The sequence below is a fragment of the Flavobacterium chryseum genome (genome assembly GCF_004362015.1).
Taxonomy (GTDB): domain Bacteria; phylum Bacteroidota; class Bacteroidia; order Flavobacteriales; family Flavobacteriaceae; genus Flavobacterium.
Genome location: NZ_SNWW01000027.1, coordinates 1 through 4,657 on the forward strand (window position 1 = coordinate 1; position 4,657 = coordinate 4,657).

At 35.8% G+C, this 4,657-nt stretch carries 2 protein-coding genes; both read right to left on the minus strand.

The window, feature by feature from the left end; genetic code table 11:
- Positions 1 to 3,739, minus strand: a 3,739-nt coding sequence (locus EV143_RS21205) for a DUF5977 domain-containing protein (RefSeq protein ID WP_208111299.1), incomplete at its 3' end; no start/stop codon positions are given.
- A gap of 57 nt (positions 3,740 to 3,796) precedes the next feature.
- Positions 3,797 to 4,657 (minus strand): T9SS type A sorting domain-containing protein (locus tag EV143_RS21210; RefSeq protein ID WP_133509905.1); only part of this gene is annotated, 861 nt, incomplete at its 5' end.

Below are 4,657 nucleotides of genomic sequence, written 5' to 3' on the forward strand. Positions count from 1 at the left end.
CATTCCAAAAAGTACATTTGGCATTAGCATTGGCATATGCCTGTCCATTAGTATTAATTTCTGCTTGAGCCTGTGCATCTGCATCTGCCTGGGAAAGATTTGAAAAATATCTTCCAGCCGGAACCGTATACGATGCACTGTCTGGTGTACCTCCTGCTACGCAATTGTTCCGCATTATTATCTGGCTCTTGGCAACATTCCAAAAAGTACAGTTGGCAGTATCATTGGCAAATGCCTGTCCATCTGCGTTAAATTTAATTAAACCTTTATTATCAGCATCTGCCTGGGAAATATCGGAATTAACAGCTCCAATTTCCTGTGTATAGTTTATAGAAGTACCTGTTCCACCAACTGCACAGTTATTTTTTGTAAACAAACCACTTCGGGCTATACTTTTATACAAAATAACCGTTGTTGAAGTATTGTCACTGCAATCCGTCTGCTGCCCTTTATAATTATAGCAATATTTCTGAAGTACATTTAGTTCATTATCTTTTACAAATTTTAATCTCCCTACAGTATCATATTCATAGTAAGAAGTCATTCCCTTAAGATCGGTGACGCTGGTAACGCCTACCAATGGATTATAAGTATAGGTGGTAACAAAACTGCCTAAAAGTGAATTTCTAAGCACATTTAGTTCGTTTCTAAGGCGTTGTTCACTACAGCTTTCACCTAAACAGTTATCCTTGTCAGCATCTGATAATGTTTGTAAATTTGTTATTGTTCCAACTGGAATATTATCATAAACCGTGTTTTCAATTTTAGCTATTGGCTGTGTTTTGTTATAACCCCAAATAACAGAAACAGGTAAACCTGCTTCAGGAGTATATTGCAGGATATTCCCCATCTCATCATATTTGTCGTATGTTATTTTTCTTTTTAAACCATTGCCCGTAGAAAGTGAGTTGGGAAACTTAGCTGCATAAATAAACTTGGGCAACAATAAATTTGCTGTTGTGTCATCCTTGGCATATTGTGTTTTTTGTTCCGATAACTTTACTCCTCCTTTAAAAGTTTCAGTTCTTAAGGGTGTATCAATTCTGTTAGCTGTTATCATATCATTTACAAAAGGTTCGCTTACCAAAGACGCATCCTGTGGATAATAATATATGGTTTGCAGAGTTTCCTGTAATGATGACTCGGTACTTTGCGAAGTCAGCTGAATATGTACAGGGTTGTTATACTGATAGGTTGTTGTAGTCTCTATAGGATTTAATCCTTTTAGATCATATTTTTTAGCTATCGAGGATTCCAGATAAAACCAATATCCTTTCGTTTTATATTCAACGATACTAAAATTTTGAACACTTTGTGATAGCGGGCATGGTTCTTCATAATTTTTTCTAACACTATAAGCTGTAATCTCTTTATTATATGAAAGATCTAACTTATATTTATTTTCATTCTCTGCCACAATTACAAATTCAGATCCGGGCTTCTTTTTTTGAAATATTTGTGATTTTCTCTCTAACCCGTTATCCCATCCAAAATTGGTAAGTGGAGCACTTTTAATCTCTGTATCTCCAAGAACGATCTGTCCTGCTCCATCTCTATCAACTGTAAACTCTTTCATCTCTCCACCATTTTCAAAAAAGTCACCGCCTTCGCTAACCGTTACGTATTTATAGAAACAGTTGCTGCTGCCGGTATCAAACAAGGAAATCATACTGCTGGAACTTACCACTAGATCATATAAAGTTGTATAGAGGCAAAGTACCATCCCGTCACTGCTGCTGCACGTTTTTCTTTGAGTAGCAATATCTAGGTACAAAGGTGTTTTGCCGTTATCACCCGAAGAATGATTTATATCTTCCTTATTGGCATAATAGTACCTTTTATATACAGGAACTGCACCTTCAGTTGCAAAATCCTTCGTAGACTTAATTCGAACACCACCGGTTTCTATATTGGTATTTACTGTAACCGGAGCGGTGGCATAATAACTAACATCCACTCTTGCCGCAGCACGAATTCCATTTTTGTAAAGTACGAGTGTATAGGATTTACCTGCTTCAGCATCAAAATAAAAAACATTATCTACAATCTGACTTTCTGTGCTGTTGATAAAAGTAAAACTGCTCTGATGAGGATAAGGAACACCAAATTGAGTAAGTTCATAAAAGGGAAGAAATACACCAGGAGCATCAGTACTGCTGATCTGCATGGCGGCAGAAAAATGTCCGGTATTAGAAGGATCCGGTATTAAGTTACCATTCTCATCATATTGGGGCGCCTGATTACTTACATAATTGACCCTGCCTAAAAATTCGATTCTTTGATTTATTGGTGAAGTAATAGTATAGGTACTTCCAGTAGGATTGTGATCTTCAGGGGATCTTTCTAAATTTAATATCGTTTTTGTGGGATAGGTTGTTTTCTCACCCCAATACGTATTGCTTTCGTAATCAAATTCAGTGTAACCTTTTGTGGGATAAATAATATTATTTAACAATCCTATTTTAGCATAATTCTTATCCGGTTCCTTGTCAGCACCATTATAATCAATATTATTTAGGTCTAAATTATAACCTGTTATATTTTTAGGAACTAAATTGATATTGTTCTTACCATTAAAGTACCCCCAATGATCCTGACTGTAAGATAATCTTTGAGGAAATTCTGTTTGATTAATATATTCAAAAGTATATTTTTTACTTGGGTCAAGAAATGTAATATTTTGTAAAAAAACTCTTTGGTTTGCTGTCTTTAAGTAATCAAACTTTATTTTTTCAATTTCAATATTTTCCTTATTATATAGTGTTATGTTTTCTATTTTATTGTCACCTATTACTTCGTCGTAAATTCCCTGAGAATAATAACTGAAAGTTACATATCCATCTGTCATATTCTTACTGAATATTTTATTGATTCGCTTGCCTATTACTGTCATATTCTGAGAAATAATTCCGCTAAGAGTCGGTGCTTTAGCATATACAACTTTCCAACAATCTTCCTGTATTGGAGGATAAGACATTATCAATGATTGAGAATTAGAAGCCACATAGTTCATTGTATAATTCTCGTAGGTAAGATAAATTTCAGATCCGTTGGGATGTGTCATTTTACTTAAATACCAAGCCGTGACACTTCCAACAGGAATTGAATGCCCTGCTCCTGAGCTCCTGAAGGTTGTAGTTTCTTTTTCTGTAAAATAATATTTAACACCATTTGTGGCTGTCAATATAAAATCAGCATTATTGATTCCCGTTCTTTCTATTTTGATTTTTTGATTATTAACTAAAACTGGAACTCCATTTTTATCATATATAAATTTCCCTGAATTGCCATTGAAATTAAAAGAATAGATATCACTTTCCGTATCTGCATTATCCTGACCCGCCGCTTTGTAAAATTGTACTTTTTGCTCATCAGTTGCATTGGATAAATCATCTGGTGGATAAACAGTTGTTTGCGTCTCATCATTTTTGTCTCTAACGGTACGGGTAATAACGCCGCCAAAATTCATATTCCAGCCCAGTCCTACATTCGAAGCAACTTCATCGACCTTTATTCCATTAGAACCATAAAAAAGCGATATCGGTGATTCTAAATCTTTTGTTTTAAAAGTGATTAACGGAACCGAAATATTGGCAGCTCCCGTAAAGAGTCCAACCGGGACATTGCCAAATTTACCCAGCTCCCCTGCTGTAGGTGAGGGCGGCACTATATTAGGCAAAAACTTACTGTCATCGGACTGCGCAGTACCAGTTGCTGATATAAATAGGAAAAACAGCAAAAACAAAGTTTTCACTGAGTTTTTTAAAATTAGCTTATACATTTTATGAAAATATTTTTAATGGATTGATTTGATGACTTTAACCGATTCGGTTTTAACATCGGTTTTGATATTTATGATGTAGATTCCTTCTGAGTATCTGCTCAGATCTACAGGTACCGTTCTGCTGGTAATACTGAATTCCTGCAAAATTCTTCCCGAAATATCTACCACAGTAGCAGTACCGGATTTAAAATCATGACCTATAATGACGTTGGTATAAGTACTGGCAGGATTAGGGATTGCTTCTATACCAGCTTTCACTTTTTCGACTTTGGTTTTGTCTTTTAGTTTTACAACCCAAAAATCATTGCTGCCTATATTGGAGTTTTTATCTTTTGAGGAATTGGAATTGGAAGTACCCGCCATTAAATAGCCGCCATCTCTGGTTTCGATTAACTTTCTAAGGATATCTTCTCCTGCGCTTCCTATTGTTTTCTTCCAGATTTCTTCACCTTTACCATCAATTTTTAAGGCAATGTAATCATCAATTCCGTCCTTTTCTTTGCTTGCTCCGGCAGCTTTGGCTACTTTATTGACAAGGGATCTTCCTGATTCTGTTTTGGCATGGCCTCCCAGTAAATAGGTATTGTCCTTATTCTCGACCAAAGACGTTAAAATATCTGTTTTTCCAAAATCATAGGTTTTGCTCCAAATTACGCTTCCTTCTTCGTCTAGTTTCAAAACCCAGAAATCTGTTCCGTTGCCTACAATTCCTCCTTGTGTGGTCAGCGCATTTTTGCTGTTGGAGTTTCCGCCCACAATATATCCTCCGTCAATGGTCTGGTGAATCAAATAAGGCTGGTCATCACCTTCTGCTCCATATGTATTTTGCCATTGAATTTCTCCGGTATCATTTATTTTTATAATCCAGTAATC